The 23,655-nt window shown below is 59.4% G+C and carries 26 protein-coding genes; 9 read left to right on the forward strand and 17 right to left on the reverse strand.

Annotated elements, in window-relative coordinates; all coding sequences use genetic code 11:
* Window positions 1-147: 147 nt before the first annotated feature.
* The 3 genes from WLQ66_RS11370 to hmgA all read right to left on the reverse strand — a co-directional run bounded on the left by WLQ66_RS11370 (window position 148) and on the right by hmgA (window position 3,828).
* Window positions 148-1,098 carry an MBL fold metallo-hydrolase gene (locus WLQ66_RS11370; RefSeq protein WP_340546488.1) on the reverse strand — a complete coding sequence of 317 codons (951 nt, stop codon included), beginning with the start codon at window positions 1,096-1,098 and terminating at the stop codon, window positions 148-150.
* A gap of 11 nt (window positions 1,099-1,109) precedes the next feature.
* Window positions 1,110-2,366, reverse strand: coding sequence for a fumarylacetoacetase (gene fahA, locus WLQ66_RS11375; protein WP_340546489.1), 1,257 nt, complete (start codon window positions 2,364-2,366; stop codon window positions 1,110-1,112).
* 106 nt (window positions 2,367-2,472) lie between these two features.
* A complete protein-coding gene (hmgA, locus tag WLQ66_RS11380) occupies window positions 2,473-3,828 on the reverse strand; it encodes a homogentisate 1,2-dioxygenase (protein WP_340546490.1) in 1,356 nt (451 codons plus the stop codon).
* A gap of 73 nt (window positions 3,829-3,901) precedes the next feature.
* Here hmgA and WLQ66_RS11385 point away from each other — a divergent pair, with 73 nt between their 5' ends.
* The 3 genes from WLQ66_RS11385 (at window position 3,902) to WLQ66_RS11395 (ending at window position 6,092) form a co-directional block, all read left to right on the forward strand.
* A complete protein-coding gene (locus WLQ66_RS11385) occupies window positions 3,902-4,342 on the forward strand; it encodes a MarR family winged helix-turn-helix transcriptional regulator (RefSeq protein ID WP_340546491.1) in 441 nt (146 codons plus the stop codon).
* 57 nt (window positions 4,343-4,399) lie between these two features.
* Window positions 4,400-5,659 (forward strand): adenylate/guanylate cyclase domain-containing protein, encoded by a 1,260-nt coding sequence (locus WLQ66_RS11390; protein ID WP_340546492.1) that lies wholly within the window; start codon window positions 4,400-4,402, stop codon window positions 5,657-5,659.
* Window positions 5,660-5,798: 139 nt separating this feature from the next.
* Window positions 5,799-6,092, forward strand: a complete 294-nt coding sequence (locus tag WLQ66_RS11395) for a VPEID-CTERM sorting domain-containing protein (RefSeq protein WP_340546493.1) — start codon at window positions 5,799-5,801, stop codon at window positions 6,090-6,092.
* A gap of 44 nt (window positions 6,093-6,136) precedes the next feature.
* Here WLQ66_RS11395 and xrtE read toward each other — a convergent pair whose 3' ends face one another.
* From xrtE to trmD, 5 genes are all read right to left on the reverse strand, one after another.
* The gene (gene xrtE, locus WLQ66_RS11400; RefSeq protein WP_340546494.1) at window positions 6,137-7,768 is read right to left on the reverse strand and encodes an exosortase E/protease, VPEID-CTERM system; all 1,632 of its coding nucleotides are present in this window, start codon (window positions 7,766-7,768) and stop codon (window positions 6,137-6,139) included.
* Entirely contained in the window at window positions 7,755-8,564 is an 810-nt protein-coding gene (locus WLQ66_RS11405; RefSeq protein WP_340546495.1) for a division plane positioning ATPase MipZ, read from the reverse strand. The genes xrtE and WLQ66_RS11405 overlap by 14 nt, the downstream gene beginning before the upstream one ends.
* A 224-nt stretch (window positions 8,565-8,788) precedes the next feature.
* The gene (gene rpmE, locus WLQ66_RS11410; protein WP_340546496.1) at window positions 8,789-9,010 is read right to left on the reverse strand and encodes a 50S ribosomal protein L31; all 222 of its coding nucleotides are present in this window, start codon (window positions 9,008-9,010) and stop codon (window positions 8,789-8,791) included.
* An 11-nt stretch (window positions 9,011-9,021) separates the two neighbouring features.
* Window positions 9,022-9,393 (reverse strand): 50S ribosomal protein L19, encoded by a 372-nt coding sequence (gene rplS, locus WLQ66_RS11415; protein WP_014876109.1) that lies wholly within the window; start codon window positions 9,391-9,393, stop codon window positions 9,022-9,024.
* Between the two features lie 299 nt (window positions 9,394-9,692).
* Window positions 9,693-10,493, reverse strand: a complete 801-nt coding sequence (trmD, locus tag WLQ66_RS11420; RefSeq protein ID WP_340546497.1) for a tRNA (guanosine(37)-N1)-methyltransferase TrmD — start codon at window positions 10,491-10,493, stop codon at window positions 9,693-9,695.
* 55 nt (window positions 10,494-10,548) lie between these two features.
* Here trmD and WLQ66_RS11425 point away from each other — a divergent pair, with 55 nt between their 5' ends.
* Window positions 10,549-11,589: a phosphotransferase gene (locus WLQ66_RS11425; protein WP_340546498.1), complete on the forward strand. Its 1,041-nt coding sequence runs from the start codon at window positions 10,549-10,551 to the stop codon at window positions 11,587-11,589.
* A gap of 5 nt (window positions 11,590-11,594) precedes the next feature.
* Here the strand turns inward: WLQ66_RS11425 and rimM are convergent, their stop codons facing one another.
* From rimM to ffh, 8 genes are all read right to left on the reverse strand, one after another.
* Entirely contained in the window at window positions 11,595-12,098 is a 504-nt protein-coding gene (gene rimM, locus WLQ66_RS11430; protein WP_340546499.1) for a ribosome maturation factor RimM, read from the reverse strand.
* Between the two features lie 150 nt (window positions 12,099-12,248).
* On the reverse strand, window positions 12,249-12,890 hold the full coding sequence (gene bluB, locus WLQ66_RS11435) for a 5,6-dimethylbenzimidazole synthase (RefSeq protein ID WP_340546500.1): 642 nt from the start codon (window positions 12,888-12,890) through the stop codon (window positions 12,249-12,251).
* A gap of 4 nt (window positions 12,891-12,894) precedes the next feature.
* Window positions 12,895-13,254, reverse strand: a complete 360-nt coding sequence (gene rpsP / locus WLQ66_RS11440) for a 30S ribosomal protein S16 (protein ID WP_340546501.1) — start codon at window positions 13,252-13,254, stop codon at window positions 12,895-12,897.
* A gap of 41 nt (window positions 13,255-13,295) precedes the next feature.
* A complete protein-coding gene (locus WLQ66_RS11445) occupies window positions 13,296-13,604 on the reverse strand; it encodes a chorismate mutase (RefSeq protein ID WP_340546502.1) in 309 nt (102 codons plus the stop codon).
* A gap of 57 nt (window positions 13,605-13,661) precedes the next feature.
* Window positions 13,662-14,264, reverse strand: coding sequence for a GNAT family N-acetyltransferase (locus tag WLQ66_RS11450; RefSeq protein WP_340546503.1), 603 nt, complete (start codon window positions 14,262-14,264; stop codon window positions 13,662-13,664).
* A gap of 37 nt (window positions 14,265-14,301) precedes the next feature.
* Complete coding sequence (locus WLQ66_RS11455; protein WP_340546504.1) at window positions 14,302-15,048, reverse strand: GNAT family N-acetyltransferase; 747 nt, start codon at window positions 15,046-15,048, stop codon at window positions 14,302-14,304.
* 67 nt (window positions 15,049-15,115) lie between these two features.
* Complete coding sequence (locus WLQ66_RS11460; protein WP_340546505.1) at window positions 15,116-15,631, reverse strand: GNAT family N-acetyltransferase; 516 nt, start codon at window positions 15,629-15,631, stop codon at window positions 15,116-15,118.
* 5 nt (window positions 15,632-15,636) lie between these two features.
* Window positions 15,637-17,166 (reverse strand): signal recognition particle protein, encoded by a 1,530-nt coding sequence (gene ffh / locus WLQ66_RS11465; RefSeq protein ID WP_340546506.1) that lies wholly within the window; start codon window positions 17,164-17,166, stop codon window positions 15,637-15,639.
* Window positions 17,167-17,629: 463 nt separating this feature from the next.
* Between ffh and WLQ66_RS11470 the strand changes: the two genes are divergently transcribed.
* The 4 genes from WLQ66_RS11470 (at window position 17,630) to WLQ66_RS11485 (ending at window position 22,172) form a co-directional block, all read left to right on the forward strand.
* Window positions 17,630-19,600 (forward strand): elongation factor G, encoded by a 1,971-nt coding sequence (locus WLQ66_RS11470; protein WP_340546507.1) that lies wholly within the window; start codon window positions 17,630-17,632, stop codon window positions 19,598-19,600.
* Between the two features lie 135 nt (window positions 19,601-19,735).
* A complete protein-coding gene (locus WLQ66_RS11475; RefSeq protein ID WP_340546508.1) occupies window positions 19,736-20,263 on the forward strand; it encodes a prolyl-tRNA synthetase associated domain-containing protein in 528 nt (175 codons plus the stop codon).
* Between the two features lie 107 nt (window positions 20,264-20,370).
* Window positions 20,371-21,249: a LysR family transcriptional regulator gene (locus WLQ66_RS11480; protein WP_340546509.1), complete on the forward strand. Its 879-nt coding sequence runs from the start codon at window positions 20,371-20,373 to the stop codon at window positions 21,247-21,249.
* Complete coding sequence (locus WLQ66_RS11485) at window positions 21,246-22,172, forward strand: DMT family transporter (RefSeq protein ID WP_340546510.1); 927 nt, start codon at window positions 21,246-21,248, stop codon at window positions 22,170-22,172. The genes WLQ66_RS11480 and WLQ66_RS11485 overlap by 4 nt, the downstream gene beginning before the upstream one ends.
* Here the strand turns inward: WLQ66_RS11485 and WLQ66_RS11490 are convergent.
* Window positions 22,161-22,508, reverse strand: coding sequence for an ArsR/SmtB family transcription factor (locus tag WLQ66_RS11490; RefSeq protein WP_340546511.1), 348 nt, complete (start codon window positions 22,506-22,508; stop codon window positions 22,161-22,163). The genes WLQ66_RS11485 and WLQ66_RS11490 overlap by 12 nt on opposite strands.
* A gap of 96 nt (window positions 22,509-22,604) precedes the next feature.
* Between WLQ66_RS11490 and WLQ66_RS11495 the strand changes: the two genes are divergently transcribed.
* Entirely contained in the window at window positions 22,605-23,498 is an 894-nt protein-coding gene (locus tag WLQ66_RS11495; protein ID WP_340546512.1) for a DMT family transporter, read from the forward strand.
* Window positions 23,499-23,655: the final 157 nt, after the last annotated feature.

Below are 23,655 nucleotides of genomic sequence, written 5' to 3' on the forward strand. Positions count from 1 at the left end.
GCCTCCTCCCAAATCCGGGTGCCGTCAGGCACGGCTCGACTAGCCCCCGGTCGCGGCTACGCCGAGGTTCTGGTCAAACATTTCATAGGTACTGCTGGGGCGATACGATCTGGATCAAACCGCCCCGAGTATAAATTTTCCTGGGCCTCACCCCTGCAGGGCTTCCCACATCTCCAGATCGCGTTGAGCGGTCCAGATCCGGGGGGTGTCGATGCCGCGTGCCTCGTCATAGGCACGGGCCACGTTGAAGGGCAGGCAATGCTCGTAGATGGCATAATCTGCAAACTTCGGATCGCATTCTGCGCGCACCGCGTCCCAGGCTTCTTTCAGCGTGCCGTTGCGGGCTGCAACTTTCGCTGCCGGGCGGTAGGTGCTTTCAACGAAATCGCGGGTGCTTTCGACGGCGCGTTCCACCGCGTCCTTGCCCACCAGCGCGTCTCCACGACCGGGGGCAATGGCGTCGACATCATAAGCTTTGATATTGTCCAGCGTCCTGCCCCAGTCACCGAAATGCCCGTCGCCGCAGTAGCAGGCTGAGTGGTCTTCGACGATATCGCCGGTGAACATCACGTTCTGATCCGGCACGTGGATCACCGCGTCACCCGCGGTATGGGCGCGACCCAGATGCTTGATGTCGATCCGGCGATTGCCGAGGTAAACGGTCATCGAATCGCTGAAGGTGGTGGAGGGCCAGGTCAGTCCGGGGATGCTCTCATAGCCCTCGAAAAGGCGCGGGAAGCGCTGGAATTCGCTGTCCCAGTCCTCCTGCCCGCGTTCGACCACCATAGATCGGGCCTTGTCCGACATGATTATGTTCTGCGCGCCAAATGCGGAAGCACCCAGTACGCGAACAGCGTGGTAATGTGTCAGCACCACATGGGTGATCGGCTTGTCGGTGACAGAGCGAACGCAGTCGATCACCTTGCTCGCAAGCCGTGGGGTCGCCTGCGCTTCGACGATCATCACAGAGTCATCGCCGATGATCACGCCGGAGTTCGGGTCGCCCTCGGCGGTAAAAGCATAAAGCCCCTCGCCGATCTCATCAAAGGTGATCTTCTTTTCAGTCATGTCCCCTTGGGACGCAAAAGCCTTGGCCATGGTGGTCTTCCTTATCTTGCGTAGGGGTTTTCAAGCGCGGGCAGCACGGTACCGGTGCAGTCGCCGAAACCGATGGTGTAGCCGTCGCCTTTGGCCGCGCCTTTCAGGGTCAGCGTGTCACCGTCGGCGATGAAGGAGCGCTCCTCGCCAGTGTCCAGCGTCAGCGGCTCCTTACCGCCCCAGCTGAGTTCCAGGAGCGAGCCGCGGCTTTCCTTGGTGGGGCCGGAGATGGTGCCAGAGCCCAGAAGATCGCCCGCGTTCATCGGGCAGCCCGAGGTGGTGTGATGCGCCAGCTGCTGTGCGGCGGAGTAATACATTTCCTTGTAGTTGGTCCGCGCGATGGTTGTGGCCTCTTTGCCTTCCGGCGCCATGGTGACCTCAAGGTCGATATCATAGAGCATCGGGCCGCAATCCTTCAGGTGGTCCAGCAGTTCCACCTCACGCCCGGGCGTGTCGCAGCGGAACGGCTCCAGCGCCGTTTTGGTCACGATCCAAGGAGAGATCGTGTTGGCAGTGGCCTTGGCCTGGAACGGTCCCAAGGGCTGGTATTCCCAGGCCTGGATATCGCGCGCGGACCAGTCGTTCAGCAGTACATAGCCAAAGATATGGTCATCCGCTTCCTGCACGGTAATCGGGCCATCGGAGGGGGTGCCGACAATGGCGCCCATCTCCAGCTCGATATCGAAGCGCGCGCAGGGCGCCCACCGCGGCGTCTCGTCATTTGGACCTTTCAGCTGACCCCAGGGTCGGCGCACATCGGTACCGGACACCACAACGGAGGAGGCCCGCCCGTTATAGCCGATCGGGATATGCAGCCAGTTCGGCGGCAGCGCATTTTCCGGACCGCGGAACATGGTGCCGACGTTGAAGGCGTGGTTCTTGCCTGCATAGAAGTCGGTGTATTCGCTGACGGCAAAGGGCATGTGCAGCTCGGCGTCCGTAGCCGGAACCAGCAAAGGTTCGACCTTACCCTGCTCGGCAGAGCCTTCGGACAGCAGCGCTGTCAAACGGTTGCGAAGCGCAGTCCAGACGGCCGGACCTTCTTCCATAAGGTCGTTCCAATACGGAACGTCGAACAGTGGCGCATCGCTCAACTGGATCAAGCCGGTTTCCTCGGCGGCCTGCATATCGAGGATCATGTCCCCGATGGCCACGCCGCAGCGCGGATCGTCGCCATCAACAGAAAACACGCCATAAGGCAGGTTATTCAGTGGGAACGGATGGGTCGCGCTGTTGGCGGAGGTGACCCAGGATTTTGTCAAAGGCATACGTGGTCCTTTTCGTTTGAGAGCAGCTGCTCTCGTCATCTTTCCCGAAATACTCCGGGGGTGAATGCGGCCTTCAGGCCGCAGAGGGGGCAGCGCCCCCGTTGGATTACTTCTTGCCTGGTGTGCCGTCGAATTTCTTCTCGATATCGGCCCAGCAGTCGATGTAGTCATCCTGCAGCGGTGCTTCGTTCGCGGCAAAGCCTGTCAGATGCTGCGGGAAACGGGTCTCGAACATGAAGGACATTGTGTTCTCGAGCTTCTCGGGGCCGAGGTTGGAGTTCGACGCGCCTTCAAAGGCGTTCTTGTCCGGCCCGTGCGGCAGCATCATGTTGTGCAAGGACATGCCACCCGGCGCGAACCCTTGCGGTTTGGCATCATACTGGCCGTAGATATTGCCCATTAGCTCCGACATGATGTTCTTGTGATACCACGGCGGGCGGAAGGTGTTCTCAGCCACCATCCAGCGCTCGCGGAACAGCACAAAGTCAATGTTGGCAGTGCCCGGCACCCCCGACGGTGCCGTCAGCACGGTAAAGATCGACGGGTCCGGGTGGTCGAACAGGATCGCGCCGACCGGGCAATAGGTGGTCAGGTCGTATTTGTAGGGCGCATAGTTTCCGTGCCAGGCCACCACATCCAACGGCGAGTGGCCGATCCTGGTCTCATGGAATTGACCGCACCATTTGATGGTCACGGTGGACGGCGTCTCGCGATCCTCGAACGCCGCCACCGGCGCCTTGAAGTCGCGCGGGTTGGCCATGCAGTTGGCGCCGATGGGCCCGCGGCCGGGCAACTCGAATTTCTGGCCGTAGTTCTCGCAGACAAAGCCGCGGCAGGGGCCTTCCAGCACCTCCACCCGGTACACCAGACCGCGCGGGATGATGGCGATTTCCTGCGGTGCGAGGTCGATGATACCCAGCTCAGTGGCAAAGCGCAGGCGTCCTTCCTGTGGCACCACCAAGAGTTCAGAATCGGCGGAGAAGAAGTAGCTGTCCACCATCGACTCGGTGACCAAATAGATGTGGCTGGCCATGCCGACCTGGGTGTTCACATCGCCTGCGGTGGTCATCGTGCGCATGCCGGTGAGCCAAGTCAGGCCTTCATCCGAATGCGGCACCGGATCCCAGCGGTACTGGCCCAGCGAGATCACGTCCGGATCGACGCAGGGGGCAGACTTCCAATGCGGCAGGTCGATCTTCTGATAGCGGTGCGAATGCTTGACGGACGGGCGGATGCGGTAGCACCAGGTCCGCTCCGGCACATCGGCGGTAAAAGCGGTGCCGCTCAGCTGTTCGCCGTAAAGACCATAGTTGCACTTTTGCGGGCTGTTCATGCCTTGCGGCAGCGCACCGGGCAGCGCCTCGGTTTCAAAATCATTGGCAAAGCCCGGCATATAGCCCTCGTGTGGCCCGGTAAGGGACGGGGCCTGGATCATTTTGTGGGCATCGACTTTGCGATTCATGGCGCGCTCCTTTTCTTAACTCTCTGTTTCGGTAATAGTTGATTTTGTAACTAACAAGGCATAGGTCACCCTCATGACCGAAAAAGATGACTTCGCGCTGCAGGATTTCTTACCCTATCTCCTCAATCGCGCCGCAGAAGAGAGCTCGCTTGAGTTTCAACAACACTACAAGAATCGCTACGGGATGCTCCGTACCGAATGGCGGGTCCTGTTTCATTTGGGCAGCTACGGGCGCATGACCGCAAAGGAAATTGGCCAGCGCGCCAAAATCCATAAGACCAAGATCAGCCGTGCCGTTGCGAAGCTCGCCGAGCGTCGATTTGTATTGCGTCACCGGGATGAACGAGACCGACGATCGGAGCATCTGGAACTGACCCCGCAGGGGCAGGCCGCCTATCGCGATCTTCGGGAGCAGGCCGCCATCTATGATGGGCAGCTTGCATCCCGACTCAGCGAAGGTGAAAGCGAGGCGCTACGCCACATGCTGCGCAAACTGGCCGGAATTGAACCATAGACATCCGTTGGTTGAGGCTTCAGATTGGGCCGGAACCACAATGTGAGGCCGTGCACAATGACGGATGCTGCTCTGCGCGCCACGCCGATAATCGACTGGCTGACTGCTGAAGGACTAAGAGGGGCAAGCCGTCAGGAGATGCTGCAAGGCTTTTGCCAGAGGCTTGCTGACGACGGCGTGCCGCTCCTGCGGTTTCATCTGGCGCAGCGTGCCTATCACCCAAAATACGGTGGTATCGGCTTTAGCTGGACCCGCGCGGACGGCTTGTCGCATGAATTTTATGAACACAGCGATACACCGCGGGATGAGTGGCTCTACAGCACCTTCTATTATATGTTGGAACGCCAAGTGCCTGAGTTTCGCACCAAACTGACCGGGCATGTGCTGGAGCGGTTTCCTGCACTAGCGCAGTTCAAACAGCGCGGGGCCACGGATTACTTTGCGCTGGCAATGCGCTTTGGTGATTTTGCCGATGCCCCTTTTGATCCTAAGCGGCCGGGAGAGGGCATCCTGTCATCCTGGTCAACCGATCATCTCGATGGTTTCTCAGAGGCGGATCTCACGTTGATCCGTTTTATCTACCCGCATCTGGCGCTGGCGCTGCGGGCGGCCTCTGCCCAGCAGATGGCCAAGGATCTGCTTCAGGTCTATCTCGGTCGCGATGCTGGTCAGCGGGTTCTGTCAGGAGAAATACAGCGGGGCTCGTCACGCCAGATTGATGCGGTGATCTGCTATTTCGATCTGAAAGGCTTTACCCAACTGGCTGAGCAAATTCCGGGCGCCGAATTGATCGACATGATTAACGACTACTTTGGTCTGGCGGTCGAGACCATTCAGACCCATGGAGGGAATATCCTCAAATTCATGGGTGATGGCATATTGGCGATGTTTGACCTTGGCAGTATCGGCGAAGATGCAACAGCAGCGCTCGCGGCGGCCAGTGGCTTGCAGAGCAAGATACGCAATCGCAATGTCGAGCGTGCGCAGCAGGGTAACCCGGTTGCTGATTTCACGCTGGCCCTGCATGCCGGCGAAATCCTCTATGGTAATATAGGATCTGAGAACCGGTTGGATTTCACGGTGATCGGACCAACCGTCAACCTGACGGCACGGCTGTCAGGTATGCACGCCTCTGTTGGTCGCAGCATCATTGTCTCGGAACAGGTTCAACGGGCAGCCCAGCCGACCAGTCACGATCTGGTGTCGCTGGGTCGCTATATGCTGCGCGGTGTTGCCGAGCCGGTTGAGCTCTTCACGATTTACGAAGGCAGCGCAGCGGGCCTTTCTGATCGGGCGTCAGAACAACGCTCAGCCTGAACAAAGGTAAAAATTGCCATAATTTACGCATTTTTTCCGCGTAGAGCAGAGCTGGGACAGATTATGGCCAACGAGATTCGTGCAAGAAATCTTGAACTGCCATGCCTGACTTTATTGAGAGAGCAGCGAGGAAAGTGTGATGAAACTGGCAGTGCGCATACATGACCTGATAACCGTTGCGGCCGTTTTGTGTGCAACTGCCCCCATGGCATTTGCGGCTGGTGAATGGCCTGACGCGGGCGGACCGGGCAATGGGAACGGCAATGGCAATGGTTGGGGCAATGGTTGGGGCAACGGCGGGGGCAATGGGAACGGCAACGGCAATGGCCAGACCGTGCCTGAGATCGACGTCAGCGCAGGTATGCTCGCCGTGGCTGCGGTCGCCGCTGCTTTGCTTCTGAGCTGGGAGTTGCGCCGGCGCCGGTCTGTCTAGAACCAATGGCTGCCAGGGCGTCGCTTGAGTCAACCATTCTTGACCTAGATAAGTGTCCAGTTCCCGGTCGCAAAGGCAACATAGGCGATCAGGGCATTTGCCACCATATGGGCCAATATGGCGGCCGGTAACCCGCCCCCACGCAGATATAGGGCGCCAAAGATTGCGCCAGCGGCCATACCAAGCGCGAAGCGGTCATGCATCAGACCGAACAGAAGGCTGCTGACGACCAAGGCGATAACCGCCCGTAGAACCTGACCCTGCCCGGCCATGCGGCGCAGCAGATACCCGCGAAAGAACAGCTCTTCGATGATGGGCACCAGAATTATGGTCCCGAGCAGGCGTGTCGCAATCCATAGGGTATCCCGGTGCTCTGTAATGTTGCCACGGCTGATGTCGGGTGTGGCCATCACGATCCAGACGGCTGCAATTGCGGCCCCGGCGGTGATATCCATAGGGCGTGGCCTGTAGGCCAGCGCCCTAAGGGCAGGCCAGAACAACAGCAATGCGGCTGCCATCATTGCGGTACGCAGCGGATATCCGTCGGCAGGTTCTGCCCAGATTGCAGAAACCAATACGCCGCTCAGCATCATCACGACAAAAGGCACTATGCTCGCGATCAGCATATCGGCGCGCAGCGGTGGCAGGTCGGCGGTTGCGGCGGCCACCCTAGCGGGGTTGCTCTGCAACCAGCGAGAGCGATGGGCAATCGCCAGGATCAGCAGCGCAAGACAGGTGAACATCAGCCAGCCGGCATAGCTGTGAAATCCGTTGACCGCATGTTCCGGTGCAATCCAGGCGCCGATCAGGATCAGTATAGCGATACGCGCGACATTGAAGCCCCAGCTGAGCAGCAGAGCGGCGGGAAACAGGAACAGCCAATATCGTGTCTGCCTGAGATCGCGGCCCATCAACAGCGCATAAAGCCCCATAAAGGTCGTGACGAGGGCAAACCCTTCGACGCCTGAGCAGGGTTCGCCGATCTCCACCAGAAAACCGTCGACACGGATCAGATGCAACGCCGGATCGGACCAGACAGTGGCACCTGAGTTTTCCAGAACCCATGTCACGAGGAGGAACGTCACCGACGTCAGCGCTTCTATGTTCCAGATCGGCTCCATCATGCGAGTGATATCGGGCATGACCAGTGCCACAAGAAGCGCCAGGATCAGAGGCAGGCCGCAGCCGCGCAGCCAGACAACCCAATCTCGAAGTGGCATCAGGGCCAGCAGACCGCCTAGCCCGGCGATGCCGCCGCCTAGGCAGACCAGAATAAGGGTCGGCGAAATCCATGCGTTGATACCACTGGGCCCAAACAGGGCCAGCGGGACCAGCGCGATCAGAAGACCGACGAGGTTCAGGATAACTGCCGATGGGCGTTGCGAGGCGCGCCCGACAAATGCGGCCAGCGCAGTATAGGCGCTGCGCACCAGCACAAGATAAAGGCTGAGCACGGTCAACAACGCCAGCAAGCGCCCGGCGAGTGATCGCACGGTGGTGCAGGCCAGATCCGCGCCGGTGAATTTGCAATGCACATTGGCCAGCAGCTGGTAGGCGACCATGACAAGCAACAGCTCGGCAATCGCCAACCCGAGGATCAGGAATAACCGTCGGCTGCCCTTGCCCAACACCTGGTCGATAGGGCGCGACGGCTGTGGCTGATCAGATATCGACATCCACGCCTGGCAGATTCAGCGATTTCATCATGTCGCGCAGTTCCTGCCGTGCCGCGATGTTGGAGATATTCAGCTGTTTGACGCCAATATCCTTGAGGTCCAGCAGGGTCAGCCCGCGCGGAAACAACTCCCGGAACACCACCCGTTCCGAAAATCCGGGGGCAACGCGGAATCCGATCCGTTTCGAAAGCATGGAAATCGCGCGTTCCATCTTTTCCTTGTTCACCATGCGCTGAGTGCCAACTCGATTTCGGATCACAATCCAGTCAATTGGTTTCAGGCCAGCCTGCGCGCGCAACTGTCGCGCGTTCCAGACCATTTCGGAATAAACGGACGGCCCGGTGATCTTTTCACCCTTTTGGTCAGTATGCGCCAGGAGGTCGAAATCGACAAAACTGTCGTTCAGTGGCGTGATCAGCGTGTCGGCCAGGGAATGGGCGACCTGACTGAGCCGGGTGTGCGAACCCGGGCAGTCGATCAGGATAAAGTCGTTGTTGGGTTCCAGCTCGGAGACCGCCGCAGACAGCCGGTGGTCATAGATGTTCTCGCCGGGTTGCAGGCTTTCGGGATCGATTTCGGGCAGCTCATGCAGCTCCACCAGCGGCAGGTCCAGCGCGGCCTTTTCCATGAACGCCTTGCGGTTTTCCAGATAGCGCCCCAGTGAACGTTGACGCAAGTCGAGGTCCAGGGCGGCAATCTTGTATCCCAATCGGGCCAGGGTGGTTGCCACATGCATGGAAACGGTGGATTTGCCCGCGCCCCCTTTTTCGTTGCCGACGACAATAATATGCGCCACGTTCGCTTCCCCCAATCACTGCGCAAAATACCGCGCATTTTGGGATGAGTATACTGCCCGCGCGAATCGATGGAAAGCGGGATATCCGCACGTTAGGCCCTGTTTTAGGGTCTAGGGTTCATCCCGCGTTAACCGGAGAGGGCGCTGCGCGGGCAGGCGTGGCACCAATAAAAAACGCCGCCCAAAATGAGCGGCGTTTTCCGAAAGAACAAGACCGGATCGGCTTAGAAGCCCAGGCCTTCGTATTTTTTCTTGAACTTCGATACGCGACCACCGGCGTCCATCAGGCGGGTCGAACCACCGGTCCATGCGGGGTGCACGGTGGGGTCGATGTCCAGCGAGAGAGTGTCACCCTCTTTGCCCCAGGTGGAGCGCATCTTGAGGATGGTGCCATCGGTCATTTTGACGTCGATGAAGTGGTATTCGGGATGGGTGTCGGCTTTCATGATACCACTCCTTACGCTTTGGCTTTGTAGTTTGTATCTTCTGCAATCCGTGCGGATTTACCGCGACGGGCGCGCAGATAGTACAGTTTCGCACGGCGAACACGGCCGCGGCGCACAACAGTGATGCTGTCGATGTTGGTCGAGTGCAGCGGGAAAACACGCTCCACACCTTCGCCAAACGAAATCTTGCGAACGGTGAACGAACCGGCGATGCCGGAGCCATTCTTGCGGCTGATGCAGACACCTTCGTAGTTCTGCACGCGCGAGCGGCTGCCTTCGGTCACTTTGTAGCCAACGCGGATGGTGTCACCGGCTTTGAAATCGGGGATCTCTTTCCCCAGGGCGGCAACTTGTTCCGCCTCCAACTGTGCGATCAGATCCATCGCAGGTCTCCTATGGTTGCTCGTGGTTTTGTCCACGAAGTTTTGCGCGGTTGCGAGAGCTCTTGGTCTTCATCGGGTCCCGCCATTTGCAGCCCGCCAGAGATCGTCCCGTTCTTTCCTGAGAGCGAGCTGACATCCCCCCAGATTGCCGAAGAAGGCGGGTCGGAGGTTTCATGATGCAACAGCACACCGGTCCATAGACGCAAAAGCGAATCCAGACAGGGGCCTTCTATGCCTGTTTTGCTGGCGGATCAAGAGCCCAGGTTCAGTCTGGGACCGGCCTGTCCACTTGCGGGCGCTCACTCGGCCTTTTTGCGGTTCAGAAAGGCCTGCCAAAGGTCAGGGCGCCGCGCCTGCGTGATCTCTTCGCTCATTTTCTGGCGCCATTCAGCGATCTTGCCGTGATGGCCGGACATCAGAACATCAGGTATGGGGTGACCCTTCCAGTCTGCCGGGCGGGTGTATTGCGGGTGCTCGAGCAAGCCTGAGGAGAAGCTCTCTTCCTCGGCAGAGGCTTGGTTGCCCAAGACGCCTGGGATCAGCCGAACGGTGGCATCAATCATGGCTTGGGCGGCAATCTCGCCGCCGGTCATCACAAAATCTCCAAGGGAGACTTCCTGAATGCCATAGTGCTGCAAGACGCGCTCGTCGACACCCTCGAATCTCCCGCAGAGCAAGGTGACCCCGTCGCAGCGTGCGAGGTTCTGCATCAACGCCTGATCCATCCGGCGACCGCGCGGAGACAGATAGATCAGGGGCCAGTTACCGGAGGTGCCTGTCATTGTGTGTTCAATAGCGTTGCCAAGAACGTCGGCCCGCAGGACCATGCCGGCGCCGCCACCTGCCGGAGTGTCATCGACATTGCGATGCTTACCGATGCCGAATTGGCGCAGGTCAATGGTTTCCAGCTGCCATAACCCTTCCTGCAACGCCTTTCCGGTCAGGCTTTCGCCAAGTATGCCGGGGAAGGCATTCGGGAACAGCGTCATGATCTTGGCCTTCCAGACGCCGACCAGATCCGGCGTCGGCGTCATCAGCTCGCGCGGTTTAAATGAGGGGCGAATGGCTTTGCGGCCATGAGATTTGTTTTGTGCACTCATGTGGTGCTGTTTAATCCAGTTAGAACGACACGCAATAAAAAGCTTTGGTGTTTGGATGAATTCGGAAATGGCCCTTATTGTTACCGACCGTGAGTATCAGGCCGCAATCGACGATGTGCAGGCGCGCGCAAAAGCGTTCTGGCCACGTATTGCGTCGGATCTAGGTCTGCCGCCCCATGGGGTCAGTTTTCGCAGACTACAGGTGCATAGTCGGCGCCAACACTGTCGCAGTGTGCTCGAGGTCAAAACGGCCAGTGGGCAAAGCTATGTCTTGAGGGCGGTTTTTGACGAAGCCAACGCCGCGCGGCAGATCAGGTTTCTTGACCGGCATCAGCAAGCGGCGCTTGGCCTGCAATCGGTCTGCAGTGTGTCATCGCCTGACGTGCTGTGGCGAGATCAAGATAGTGCTGTGGTTTTGATGGACTTTGTCCAAGGGGATACCGCCTACCGCGAGCTGGCTATGACCGAATACGGGTTTGGTGACCGGGCAGAGGTTCTTCGACGGATTGGACATGCGGTCGCTGAATTGCACAGGGTTTCGGATGCCGGAGATATGCAATTCTGGCCAAAACCGTTTCTGAAACAGGTCTCAGCGCGGGCGGAGGCGGTACGTGCCGGGGAGTTCCAGGTCTTGAAGCCCAAGAGGTACCTGGGCCTCTGCGCGCTGCTTCACCGGGAGGCACGGCGCGCCCGTGCACAGACATTTCGTGGTGCATTGGAGCATGGAGATCTTCATCTACGCAATATCTTGATGTGCGATGGTGAGGTGTCATTCATTGACTATTCAAACCACGACGGAACATTCCCGCAGCGCGATATTGCCGATATCTGGTTGTCCAACTGCCCCGACCACCTGGCTGCAGAAGGGCGCGCGCCTGGTTTCGGAGGTGTTGCCAAAGCCGATTGGGCAGCATTTGAGGACGGCTATGGTGCAGAACTGACGACGGATCCGATCTTTAGGTTCTTCTTTACTTGGCGCCTGTTCAAGCTGTGGTCAGCGCTGGGCGGCAAACTATCGGAGCCGCGACAGAGAACAAAGGATCTCGGGGTCGCTGTTGAACATGTGCTGGAGCAGCTGTTGGCAGCTGAAGGCTGACGGGCTCAGAATACGCCGTCCGGCGGGTCTGCGATGATGCGTCCGCTGGCAAGATCGACCGTCGGCACCGCAGCCAGTGTAAAGGGCAGCAATACTGTTTTGCTGTCTGCCGGGAGGGCGACTTCCAGAAGATCACTGGCGCCGTGGTTCTGCACAGATTTCACGGTCCCCAGCAGGGTCCCGCCGGTGTCGTACACCTCCAGCCCCATCAGATCGGTGTGGTAGTATTCATCATCCGGCAGGCTCGGCAGACGGTTACGCGGTGCAAACAGGCGGACCCCCTTTAGAGTATCGGCCTGCTCCTTGGTCTCGATTCCGCCGATACGGGCGGTAAACCCGTTCTTGATGGCGCGGACCAAGGTGATCGTATAGGTCTGGCTGCCGTCTTCGGTGCTGAGCGGGGAATAGTCTTCGATATCCTCGGGCATCGCACAAAAGCTCTTCAGCCGCACTTCGCCCCGCACTCCGTACGAGCCGGAAATGGCACCAACGCAAATCTGCTCAGTCATTCAGTCCATCCTTTGCAGAACCGCGCAGCAGTCCAAGTGCCGCCCGCGAGTCCGCAGCGTTCTGTTTGGTAATTGCGTTCATATAGAACGCCTGCGGTAAAGGCGATCAGAACAAAAACCGCAAGCCGTATCAATCGCCACATGGGCGGATTACCGAGTTTCGATCGGCAATGCGTTGCGACGGGTTTCCCAACCCAGTTGTTCCAGTTCGGGCGTCTTGGACATCCGCTCCGGGTGACCAACACAGAAATAGCCGATCAGCTGCCAGTCCGCTGGCACATCCAGATCCCTGTTCAACCGTTGTGGTTCAAGGATGGATACCCAGCCCAGCCCCAGCCCTTCGGCGCGCAAGGCCAGCCAGAACAGAGTCACGGCGGTGACCACCGAATAGCGACGCATCTCCGGCATGGTGCCGGCGCCCAGCTTGTGACCTTTTGTGGTGGAATCGTCGCAGTAGATCGCCAACTGAACCGGTGCTTCGCGCATGCCGGAAAGCTTCAGTTTGGCGTAGCGTTCGGCCTTGGCTTCGGAGAAACCCGCTAGCGCTTCGGCGTTTGCGCTTTCAAAATTGGCAAGTGCGGCGGCCCGGGCTGCGTCACTTTCGACGCGAATGACCCGCCATGGTTCGCTGAGACCCACGGAGGGAGCCAGCTGAATGGTGTCGAGACAGCGCGCAAGCACTGTCTCGTCCACCGGATCAGAGCGGAACCGGCGCACATCGCGCCGGACACGCATCAACAGATCAAGTTGCATGCGGAAGTCTTCAGAGAATGAATTGTCCCGCATGTTCATCAACTTACTCCGCTTCTGCAGTCGCTTCAGCAGCTTTGGCTGCTTTCTCTTCAGCACGTTCCTGGGCTTTCTTGCCCGGGGTGCCTTTCTTAGGGTTGTTGCGTTCAACCTTAGCGCGTACGCCGGCGGATTCCAACATGCGAGCGATACGATCTGTGGGCTGGGCGCCCTGGTCCAGCCAGTGCTGCACACGCTCCATGTCCATTTTCACGCGCTCTTCGCTGTCTTTCGGCAGCAGCGGGTTGTAGGTGCCCAGCTTTTCGATGAAGCGACCATCGCGCGGCATGCGGCTGTCGGCAGCCACGATGCGGTAGAAGGGACGCTTTTTCGAGCCGCCGCGGGCCAGACGAATTTTCATTGCCATGGGTTCAGTCTCCTTTAATGGCGTTTGCAGGGAAGTCCCTGTTATTCCTGGTGTTTCTTGTGGTGTCGGATGACTTCCTGAATAATGAAATTCAGGAAAGCCTTGGCGAAATCGGGGTCCAGGTCGGCCTGTTTCGCCAGGTCTTCGAGCCGTGCGATCTGCGCTGTCTCACGCGTCGGATCGGACGGGGGAAGGTCGTGTTCTGCCTTGAGTCGGCCCACCGCCTGGGTGTGCTTGAACCGCTCGCCCAACGTGTAGACGAGGATCGCATCGAGGCGATCAATACTCTCGCGGTGGCCTTTCAGCAACGCCGCTGCGCGGGCGACGGGATCTTGAGTCTCTGTCGTCATTTCTGGCTCCACAAGGCAATGAAGGCATATCGCATCAGGCAGCGTTGGGTGAATAGATCAGTCAAGCGCCCAACCCTCCGGTTTGAACATGGGATCTGCGTAGTGGCTTATCTCCATCTCGATCCCATGGGACAACTGGCTGTTTTTGAGCGCTTCTGGTGCGGGATGCCTGTAGACGGCGTCGTTGCCATCAATGGTTGCGGCGTCCTGGTCCTTCTTGGCACCCAGCCGTTCGGCAAGACGGATCGAATCCAGGTTCTTGGGGTCAATATAGCTGACCGCCCCATCCCAGCCGAGCGTATTGTAATAGTAGTTCCGTGCCGCGTGGGTTGCTTCCAGCGCATAGCCTTTACCTGCTGCATCGGGCCAGATGATCCAGGCGATCTCACGCTCGGGCCAGCCAGCAGGCATCCAGCCACCGGCCATGCCGTAAGTTTCCTCGGTGGTCTTATCGTGGATCATCCACATGCCAAAGCCACGCACCTGCCAGTGGCCGATTTCGGCGGCATAGAGCATCCAGGCCTCATAGGGGTTCAGTGGACCGCCCATGAAACGCGCACGATAGGAACTGAACGTGGCTTTGAAGTCGGGATAATCCACGGCTTCCGGGCCACGTAGAATCAGGCGCTTGGTTTCGATTACGGGGATGGACGATGGCATCAGATGCCCCCCGCGCTGAAGTCGCAGTGGCAATAGATCATTGAAGGCGCCCTGTGATTGCAGGCCGGTCCAGCAGATGTTTGCGGGGCTGATGGCGCCAGGTGCGCATATTGTGTGCAGGCGCGAGGCGGAACGATACCAATTTTTCTGGGCGGGCGCCGATTCGCTGCGCTAGGGCAATGGAGGCTGCGTTGTCCTCGGGAATGAAGGAGGCGATGCTGCTCCAGTTTTTCTCGCGGAACAGCCAGTCGAGAACGACCTCTGCGGCCTCGCTTGCGTAGCCTTTACCACGGGCATCCTCGGTCAGGTGCCACGAAAGCTCCGGCTCTGGCCAGCCCTTCGGGAACCAGGGGCCAATCATGCCGACCGGGCGCCCGGTATTGCGCTCGATGAGGGCGAATAATCCGTAACCACGCAGGTGCCAGTGGCCGATGATCGTCGCTATCGACCACCACAGCGCATCAGGATCGTCGACCGCGTCGATGAAGCGCGGCGCACCAATGCGCAGGAAGGCATCATGCGCGTCAAAACCGGCCTCCGCAGGGGAGACCAACAATAGCCTCTTCGTCATGAGGCTAGGGAAACGATTGTCTGTGTCTGGCATACCCACACTCGTTTCGGCCCCTGCCGCGCGCGCACCAGTGACCTGTTTCGGCATCAATGACGGCTCGATCATGCCAGATGCCGGGAAACAAGGGGTTAAGGCGCTGTTGCGCTGTGGCAAGGCGGCCACAGCGGAGCGGATGTGGGTAAAGACGCGTGTGGGAAGGTGGGTGGCCATCATGCGTAGGCCTCCGGTCCGCGCAGGACCAAGTGTTCGGTTTCAAGCTGAAGGATAGCCGGGATCTGCATCATGCCAGCCCCCGCAGATCATGCACGATCACCACGTCGTCGGCGCATTCGCCCTCTGCGTCGGGGTCGATAACACCGCCGAGACGCTGGCCCAGGGCGATTGATCGGTGGTTGTTCGGGTCGATAATATTGATCAGACTGTCCCAGCCGAAATTCTGTCGCGCCCAGGTCATGACAGCTTGCGCGGCCTCGGCAGCGATTCCCTTTCCTTCAGCTTCGGGGACGACGAACCAGCCCAGTTCCGGGCCGGGATAGCCGTCGGGTTGGTAAATCCCGACCTCGCCCGCATAGGCGCCGGTTTCTCGGATTTCGACACCGAAGGGGCCGTACCCACGAAGTGTCCAAAGTGCCACATCCCCGGCCCAGACTCTCCACGCTTCGCCGCGCGGCAGGATGCCACGCTCGTAGCGGGCGCGTTCGGACGCAAAGAACGCGGCCCAATGCTCAAAATCCTCAAGCTTGGGGGCGCGCAGCGTCAGGCGCTCGGTCTGAAGGGTAGGGATGGAGGCGATCATGCGGCTTATTTCTTCTTGCCGAAACCGGAGAGGCCGCCGGGCAGCCCCATGCCACCCCCAAGACCACCAAGCCCGCCGAGACCGCCGGGCAAACCGCCCTTGCCGCCCATCGCCTTGGCCGCCGCTTCCAGCGCATTTGGGTCCATCTGGCTCGGATCCATGCCGACCATTTCGGGCATGCCACCTTTGCCGAACATGCCTTTCATAGCCTGCTTCAGCATCTTGCCTTTGCCCATCTTACCCATTTTCTTCATGACGTCGGCCATCTGGCGATGCATTTTCATGAGCTTGTTGAGGTCAGAGACCTGCATGCCGGATCCTGCTGCAATCCGTTTCTTGCGAGACGCCTGGAGCAGGGCAGGATTGGCGCGTTCTTTCTTGGTCATCGACTGGATCATGGCGATCTGCTGACGCAGAACCTTGTCGTCGAACCCCGAATCCTCAACCTGCTTGGCCATCTTCGCCATGCCAGGCATCATCTGCATCATGCCCTGCATGCCGCCCATCTGGATCATCTGCTCAAGCTGCATCTTCAGGTCATTCATATTGAATTGACCCTTCATCATGCGCTTCATCATGCGCTCAGCCTGTTCGGCCTCGATGGTTTCTTGGGCCTTTTCGACCAGTGCAACGATGTCGCCCATGCCGAGGATCCGGCCCGCGATTCGATCCGGCTCGAAGGTTTCGATGGCGTCCATTTTCTCGCCGAGACCAACAAAGCGGATCGGCTTGCCGGTGACAGCGCGCATCGAAAGCGCCGCACCGCCACGGCCGTCGCCATCCATCCGGGTCAGGACCACACCGGAGATGCCAATTTTGGCATCGAATTCTTCGGCCACTTCAACGGCGACCTGACCTGTCAGCCCGTCAACAACAAGCAGGGTTTCGCGGGGGGAAACGACATCACGGACGTCTTCGACCTCCCGCATCAACACTTCGTCGATCTGCAACCGGCCCGCCGTGTCGAGCATATAGACGTCGTAACCACCAAGCGCCGCCTGCTGTTTGGCGCGTTTGGCGATATCGACGGGTTTCTGGCCTGGAACGATGGGCAGCGTGTCGACACCGATCTGTGTGCCCAGCACAGCCAGCTGGTCCATCGCGGCAGGGCGATAGACGTCAAGCGACGCCATCAGGACGCGCTTGCCTTCTTTATCTTTCAGGCGCTTGGCAAGCTTGCCGGTGGTCGTGGTCTTACCTGACCCCTGCAAACCGACCATCAGGATCGGCGCGGGAGGATTGTCGACCTTCAGCTGTCCGGGATCTTCGTCGCCGCGCAGCACGTCAACCAGTGCGTCATGGACGATCTTTACAACCTGCTGGCCCGGGGTGACCGATTTGGTGACGGCTTGGCCCGTTGCCTGCTCCTGTACGCGCTTCACAAAATCGCGGGCGACCGGCAGGGAGACATCTGCCTCGAGCAGCGCGACACGGACTTCGCGCAGGGCGGTCTTTACATCTTCTTCAGAGAGCGCGCCCTGTTTGGTCAACCGGTCGAAGACACCGGATAGGCGTTCGGATAGATTTTCAAACATGCCTGCGGCCTCCTATGCCGGTTTCGAAGTGGACGCCCCACATGTAGGGAGCAAATGGTCCATGCACAATCGCCCCCACGGGCGTAACACGCTGGTGGGGGGCGATCCCTGACACGGGCAGGGACCGGAAGACTCATCATGGCTCCCGGATTTGCAGCATGCGTTACGCCTTTGTCCGGAGTGAGTCAACCCGGCGCGCCCAGACAGAGCGAGGGGGAGGCTGCCATGCGCTGGGTGCAACGGTTGACGTGAGCCACCTCCCTGAGGGAATATCGCAGGGAGACGGCACCTCGGCGACCACCTTCACAGGCGCTTATTCGGGTGTTCCCCCATATGACGAAACTACGGTGTCGAGTAAGCGGCACCACGCGAGAGGCAGTTATTCTCAAGGCATCTGTTGCGGCAATCTAATGCCGCATTCCTTCATCGGGCGGCTTTGCAGCCATTAGAAGGATCATGACAGATGCGTGTATTTTCGATCATCGGCCCCTCCCAATCCGGTAAAACGGAGTTGGCAACGGCACTGGCGACACTTCAGGAGCCTGGGCAAAAACCACAGCACGCCACGGGCGTTGCAGATCTGAGAGCCTTCCAGTTCATGGAGGAAAACTGGGGGGTGATTGATATCGCCGGCGGGGTTGAAAACCTGGCCATCGCCGGGCCCGCTTTGGCCGCCAGTGATGCAACGGTGGTCTGCGTGCCTGCTGATCCCGCCGCCGGGGTCTTGGCCGCGCCCTATCTGCGTATGGTCGAAGAGGCGGGTGTTCCCGCCTTTCTTTTTATCAACCGTATGGATCAGGCCGCAGGGCGGGTGGCGGATATTGTTGCTGCGCTACAAACCTATTGTCGGCACAATATCGTACTGCGTCAGATCCCTATGCGGGCGGGTGGTGAGGTGATCGGGGCAGTAGACCTGATCTCCGAGCGGGCGTGGAAGTATCAGGAGGGGCAGCCCTCGGCCCTTGTGGCCTTCCCTGACAGCATCCATGCACGCGAGCGTCAGGCGCGCGGAGAGATGCTGGAGGCGCTGGCGGACTATGACGACGATCTGCTGGAGCAATTGATCGAGGATCGCAAGCCGCTGACCGAAGCGGTCTATGATGTCGCCACGCGGGTATTGCAGCACAATGACCTGATCCCTGCGTTGCTGGGGTCGGCGCTGCATCGCAACGGGATTGTGCGGCTTATGAAATCCCTTCGGCATGAGGCCCCGGCAGTTGATGTTGCTGCGCAGCGGTTGGCGGGGGACGGAACGCCCCTTGCAGTGGGCTGCATCGGTGACCTCGTCAAACATCTTGGCAAGACAGTTGTGGTCCGCGCGCTCAGCGAACCTGTCGGGATCGGCGCACAGGTCGGTGGCGGCAACCTGGGGGCGATGACCCAACTGAACGGTGATGGCGGGCTTGCAAAGAACGGGGCAGGCGTCCAGACGCCTTCACGATCTGCGGGGAATGGCAGCAATGGTGCCTCATCTGATGCCGGTGAGTTGGCGCCAGGCGATATCGCGCAGGTGGTCAAGTCTGATCATCTCAGTCTTGGATATACCTATCTTAAAGACCACGCTGCGGAACTGCCGGACTGGGCGCAGCCACGCCCGGCAAGTTATCAACGGATCCTCACCCCTTTACATGATCGCGATGATGTCCGCCTTACCTCTGCACTGGAAAGAATTGCTGAGGTAGATCCGGGGCTGCGAGTTGATCAGGATGAAATGAGCGGTCATGCGCTGCTCCACCTCCAGGGGCCGTTGCACCTGCGCCGGATTCTGTCGCTGCTAAAAGGGTCGTTTGGCATTGAGGTCAGTGACGAACCGGTGCCACCCGCCCTTCGGGAGACGATCACCCGTCCTGCCACAATCCATCATCGCCACCGCAAGCAGTCCGGGGGGGCGGGCCAGTTTGCGGATGTCGTGCTGAGCATCGCCCCCGCAGCGCGCGGATCAGGGTTTCAGTTTACAGATGAGGTCAAGGGTGGTGCCGTACCCAAAGGGTATATTCCTTCAGTCGAAGCCGGCGCGCGAGAGGCTCTGCAAGCGGGTGTCAACGGTCACCCTGTGGTCGACGTGAAGGTAACCCTGCTGGATGGCAAACACCACTCCGTCGACAGTTCCGATTTTGCTTTCCGCACCGCTGGCAAATCTGCGGTGCGTGAGGCATTGGCGCAGGCCGGGTCTGTGGTGCTGCAACCGATTATGCGCGTGGAAATTCACGTACCCTCCGTCTTTACCGGCGGGCTGGTCCCCGTGGTGAGCGGAATGCAGGGGCAGATCCTGGGCTTTGCCGCCCATCCAGATGCCGCCGGGTGGGATGTGTTTGAAACCCTACTGCCTGTCGCCGCGCAGGAGCAGCTGTGCAACAGCCTGGCCAGTGCGACCCGCGGTACGGCGTGGTTCTCAAGCGGTTTCGATCATTATGAGGAGGCACGGCGGGTGTAGCCGGTCTATGGCAGACTGACCAACCAACATTGAAACGCCGGCGAAACTATGATGTTACCCCTTGCGTCCTTGTGGGTTTCTTATTGATCTGCTGACATCACGTGATTTGCAGAACGATAACAGCATGAGGCCGCAATGGATGCATCAACCGAGCTACAGGACAGCCTACCGGTTTCCTGCGATAAACTGCTGGCGCAGCTGGATGTCTGGGGCATCGGCTACCGGTTGCACCGCCATCCACCGCTGCGCACGGTTGAGGAGGCAAAAGCGGTCGAAGCGGAGTTCGTAGAGCCGGGGAAGACCGCATTGCGGTTGAAGAACCTTTATTTGCGGGACAAGAAGAAACGCAACCACCTGATCAGCTTGGAACAGGACCGCGACGTCGATCTGAAGCGTCTCGCCGCTGAGCTGGGGCTGGGGACGCTGTCATTCGGCTCGGCAGAGCGGCTGTTTCAGACCCTCGGTGTGCGCCCAGGAGCGGTGACGCCGCTTGCGATGATCAATGGTGTCGAAAGAGATGTGCATTTCTACATGGACAAGGCTGCCCAGCAGGTCGACCTGATCTACATGCACCCGCTGGTTAATGATCGGACGGTCGCGCTGAGCCGTCCGGCCTTTCTCGATGTGATGCAGCGTTTGGGTGTGGCGATCACCTGGGTCTGAACTGCTCAAACTCTGGCTGACCTTTGCGCAATTGCGAACCTTTCTCTGGCCGTCCTTGGTGGAATGTGCATGTTTGCAGTAAGTGGGGCGCAAGTTGAGAGATAGCCATGGAGAACTGGGACGAGGTACGCACTGCCTATCAGGTCGCGCGCATGGGGACGGTCAGCGGCGCCGCCGAAGTTTTGGGGGTTCACCATGCCACGGTCATTCGCCACGTCGATGCTATTGAGGCGCGGTTGGGCGTGAAGCTGTTCCAACGCCATGCCCGTGGCTACACACCGACAGAGGCCGGGCAGGATCTGCTGCGCGTGGCGCAGGCCACAGATGATCAGTTTGGCCAGCTTGTCGGTCGGCTCAAGGGGCACGGCGATGCTGTCTCGGGCGAACTGGTCGTGACATCGCTGTCGTCGATGTCGGCGCTTCTGGTTCCTGCACTGACCGAGTTTCAGCGTCAGCATCCGGAGCTGGTGATCCGGTTCCTGACCGGCAGCCGCCTGTTTCGCCTGGAATACGGTGAGGCGCATGTGGCGATTCGTGCCGGATCTCCGCCTGAGCAGCCTGACAACGTGGTTCAGCCGTTTATGCGTCAGCAACATGGGCTTTACGCCAGCAGGTCCTATCTGGAGCGGTTCGGCCCCTTGAACGGGCTTGAGGATATGCCCAATCATCGCTTCATTTGTAACGATGATATCGACAGCCGCGCGCCTTACTCCCGCTGGCTGCGAGCGCATGCCCCCGAGAGCGCGCTGTCGTTCCGCTGCGTCAATGGGGCGTCGATACAGGACGCGCTCTTGGCCGGGGCGGGGATCGGTTTTCTGACCAAATGGGAAGCTGCGCGGCATCCCGAGCTGACACAGATCATGGAGCCGCTGCCCGAGTGGAGTGGCGATTTGTGGCTGGTCACCCATGTGGATCTGCACCGCACCACCAAGGTTCAGAGCTTCCTCAGCTTTCTGAAAGCAGAAGCCAAGGCCTGGGCCGAATGACACCGGCCCATCGTGGCCATCTGGCTATGCTGCTCTTCTCGGCGTTGGTGGCCGGATCGTTTTCGCTTGGCTCCATGGTCGCCAACGACATCGCTCCGATGGCCCTGAACGCGGCGAGGTTCATAATTGCTGCGGTTGTGATTGGCATTGCCGCCCAGGTGACTCATGGCCTGCGGCGACGGAATTTTCAGGCGCCCTGGCGCTTCATCCTTCTGGGCGGCTTCTTTGCGGTCTATTTTGTTCTGATGTTCTATGGCCTGCAAACGGCAGCGCCGGTCAGTGCGGCCGCCGTCTTTACGCTGACACCGGTTCTGAGCGGCATTTTCGGCTGGCTGCTGTTGCGCCAGGTTACGAGCTGGCGGATGGCGTTGGCTTTGGCGATCGGCGCGGCGGGCGCGATCTGGGTCATATTTCGTGGTGATCTGGCGGCGATCTGGGCGTTTGAGGTCGGTCGCGGAGAGGTGATCTATTTCTGGGGCTGCGTGGCTCATGCCGTCTATACGCCGATGGTGCGGCTGCTGAATCGCGGGGAACCTGCGGTGGTGTTTACCTTTGGTATGCTGGTTGCCGGGGCCATCATCCTGGTGGTGGTGGGTTGGGCTGATATCCGCGCGACGGATTGGGTCGGGCTGTCACCGCTTGTCTGGCTGGTTCTGCTTTATGTGGCGCTGATTGCCAGTGCCGCGACCTTTGTCTTGCTGCAATACGCGACGCTTCATCTGCCGTCCGCCAAGGTGATGGCCTATACCTATCTGACGCCGAGCTGGGTCATCCTGTGGGAAATCGCATTGGGTCGACCGGCTCCGGGCGGTATCGTGGCGCTGGGCGTGCTCTGCACGATCTGGGCGCTTTGGCTTCTGCTGCGGGAAGGTCGCCCACCGATGGCAGCGGCAGAGGCTGGCGGATCGGCGTCAATCCGATGACAGATCGTTCGCCGGGGTTCCGAGTTCGGTTTCCAGGAACCGCTCGAACGCATCCAGATTGACGGGCTCGTACTGACCAAACCCCTGCATCCAGACACTGGCGGACCGCATGGCATCCGGTTGTAGCTTGCACCATTTGACCCGGCCCCGTTTTTCCTGCGCGATCAAACCGGCGCGGCTCAGGATCGTCAGGTGTTTGGAGATTGCCGCCAGCGACATGTCAAAGGGATCCGCAACGTCTGTAACAGCCATATCATCCTCCAGCAGCATGGTCAGAATGCTGCGTCGTGTTGGATCCGCAAGCGCGGCAAAGACAATATCAAGGGGGTCGCTCATTCTGACACACCTAAACCGCAGAATGCGGGTCGACAATCCCAAGCTGTGAACCCCATAACTCCCGGGTCAGAGATTGCAGCACCGGAGAGACGTGACATGGCACTGAAATATTGGGCGGCGATCTTTGTGCTGGGCATCGGTTGGGGCATGTCCTTCATGTTCAACGCTGTGCTGCTGCGCGAATTGGGGCCGCTGTCGGTTTCGATGGGCCGTGTCGGCTTTGGGGCGCTTGGATGCTGGATCTATGTTTTGGCGGCCCGCAAGCGGGTGCCGGAGCAACCGTCGCGCTGGTTGGCTTTGTTTGGCTTCGGCGTATTGAGCTACGCTGCGCCCTTTGCCTTTTACGCACTGGGTCAGCAGCATATTGCCAGCGGCGTGGCCGGGATACTCAATGCCTTTACCCCGGCGCTAGCAGTTGTTGTGGCGCATTTCTGGCCGGGTGGAGAGCGGGCGACAGTGCTGAAATCAATGGGTGTGATGTTTGGGTTCCTCGGTATTCTGGTGCTGTCGTTGCCGCTTTTGCAAGGGGGGCGGCAGTCCGAGATATGGGCCGTGCTCGTGACGCTTTGTGCGCCGCTGTGCTACGCGTTCTCAGTCAATATTGCCCGGCAGTTTCGCGATATGGATCCGGTGGTCCTGGTTGCCATCGCCCTTACCGGAGCAACAGCCGCGATCGCGCCGCTTGCGATCTGGGCCGAAGGCGTGCCTGTCATCACACGGCTGGAGACCTGGGGTGCGCTGCTGGTGATTGGCTTCATTCTGACCTCCGCCGCCTTTATCCTGTTCTACTGGGTTCTGCCGCGGGTGGGGCCAACCAATATTACCCTGCCCACCTTGATTGCGCCGGTTTCGGCTTTGGTGATGGGGGCCTGGGTGCTTCAGGAACCTCTTAAAGTGGAGCATCTGGCGGGCATGGCTGCGATCTTGCTCGGGCTGGTGATGATCGACGGCCGTTTGGTTGGCAAAATCCGGCGCAAACCCGCGCTCTGAGGAAAATCAACCTTTTGGTTGAATATGAGTTTTCAGGGTGAGTTTCACGGGGCCGCTACGAAAAGTCATCCGCGGCCAAGAGGGGTTGTCTTTAATATTTATTATTTTCAGTATCTTGCGCGTCCTGCCGCAGTGCAATCTGCGTTGTTGACTCTGG

The organism is Phaeobacter sp. A36a-5a (assembly GCF_037911135.1).
GTDB lineage: Bacteria > Pseudomonadota > Alphaproteobacteria > Rhodobacterales > Rhodobacteraceae > Phaeobacter > Phaeobacter bryozoorum.